We start from the raw sequence: 1602 nt of genomic DNA, 5'->3' as shown, positions 1-1602 counted from the left end.
GACGGCTTCCTCAACCACACCGGGCCCGCGGTGCGGTGCGAAGGCTGCGGTGCGGTCGTGGTACTCCCGGAGCGCTAACCGTCGGCCGGAGATACGCGAAGTGAACAGCCACTTCGCCGGGACCGTACGCGGTGGAGTGCCGCTGCTCCCGGCCGCGCCGACAGGCGCGAGAGGTGCGGGAACCACGGCTATCGATGATCGTGACAGCCTGGCCTCCTCCCAGGTGCTGAGAACCAGACAATCTCCGGCGAGTCGGCCTACCCTCAGCCGCATGGTGTCCTTCATCAAGTCCGTCACCGTCGACTGTCACGACCCCCTGTTCGTCGCGGCCTTTTGGGCGGCGGCGTTGGGGTCGAACGTTGATGAGGAGAGCACCGCGGACCGCGCCTGGGTCGAGCCTGCGGGCTGGGGAGGGCCGAGTATCTGGTTCGTCCGGGTTCCCGAGGGCAGGACCGTAAAGAATCGTCAGCACTTCGACCTGAGGCCGATGTTGTCACACACGGAAGAAGTGAATCGGCTGCTCTCACTGGGCGCTTGCACCGTTCGCGACGATGGTGAGCTGACCGTCATGATCGATCCGGAGGGCAACGAGTTCTGCGTGGAGTGATGGACGTCTACTGGGCCACGCCGCTACGCGGTGATGTGACGCACGTGCGACAGGGCTGGCGATACCAGTTTGGTAGCATCGCGTCATGGCTATGACTCTGCGACTGACCGATGAGGACGAGCAGGCGCTGGCCCTACTCGCCGACGCCCAGGGCATCAGCAAACAGGAGGCCACGGTGCGCGCTATCCGCGATGCCGCCGCTCGCCGCGTCCACGAGGACGTCGTCCGTGAACTGTCGACGAAGGCGCGAGCGCGGTACGCCGACGTGCTCGAGCGCCTCGGCAGGTGACGGTCTACCTCTGCCTCGAGGACCTGCTCACCCTCACCGGCGAGCTCGGCGTCGGGCCGGTGAGGGACATCGGGCTTCTCGACGCGGCCGCCTATCGCCCTCGGGCCGTGCTCTACGGACAGCAGGCCTACCCCGACCTGGACACCAAGGCAGCCGTCCTCCTCGACTCGATCGTGCGCAACCACGCCCTGGTCGATGGCAACAAGCGCCTCGGATGGCTGGCGACCGTTGTGTTCTACGGGCTCAACGACGTCACGCTGGACGCCCCGGACGACGCCGCGTACGAGCTTGTGATGGCGGTCGCCAGGAGCGAAGCCACGGTCGAGGGCATGGTTGCAGCGCTGGGGTCGTGGCACTGATGCTGCGCGCGGCAGCAACTCCCCGTCCACACGCCGGCGACGGAGGCGATGAGGTAGCGGACGCCCTGCCGGTCGAGGTCGCCGCGCGCGATCGTCGTGCCCGGCGGTTCTGGGGTCGGCGTGGCACGCGAGCAGGTGGGCGCGCGCAGTGGGGCGCCGACGAAGTCGCCCGATAGGCGGTGCAAAGACGCAGCTTCAGACACGCGTTGCCGGCAACCGAACGGCTCCTTCCTGCGGTCTTGATCGGCTGGCGGCTTGTCGTCACACTTCAGGTCATGAAGCTCCCGATCGCTGGCGTGCGCCAGATCAAGCTGCCGGTCAGCGACCTGGCGCGCAGCGCCCGCTGG

General features: G+C 67.6%; 3 protein-coding genes. All 3 read left to right on the top strand.

Features of this window, described 5'->3' with window-relative positions; all coding sequences use genetic code 11:
- The first annotated feature begins 271 nt into the window (after window positions 1-271).
- The 3 genes from H7290_RS11610 (at window position 272) to H7290_RS11600 (ending at window position 1255) form a co-directional block, all read left to right on the top strand.
- Entirely contained in the window at window positions 272-607 is a 336-nt protein-coding gene (locus tag H7290_RS11610) for a VOC family protein (RefSeq protein WP_290514177.1), read from the top strand.
- Between the two features lie 85 nt (window positions 608-692).
- Complete coding sequence (locus H7290_RS11605) at window positions 693-896, top strand: CopG family transcriptional regulator (protein ID WP_290514176.1); 204 nt, start codon at window positions 693-695, stop codon at window positions 894-896.
- Window positions 893-1255, top strand: a complete 363-nt coding sequence (locus tag H7290_RS11600) for a type II toxin-antitoxin system death-on-curing family toxin (RefSeq protein ID WP_290514175.1) — start codon at window positions 893-895, stop codon at window positions 1253-1255. Before H7290_RS11605 ends, H7290_RS11600 begins: the two co-directional genes overlap by 4 nt.
- Window positions 1256-1602: the final 347 nt, after the last annotated feature.

The organism is Aeromicrobium sp. (assembly GCF_014378035.1).
In the GTDB taxonomy this organism is placed as follows: Bacteria; Actinomycetota; Actinomycetes; order Propionibacteriales; family Nocardioidaceae; genus Aeromicrobium.
Note: the sequence above shows the minus strand (reverse complement) of the source record. Positions and strands in the feature narration are given on the sequence as shown.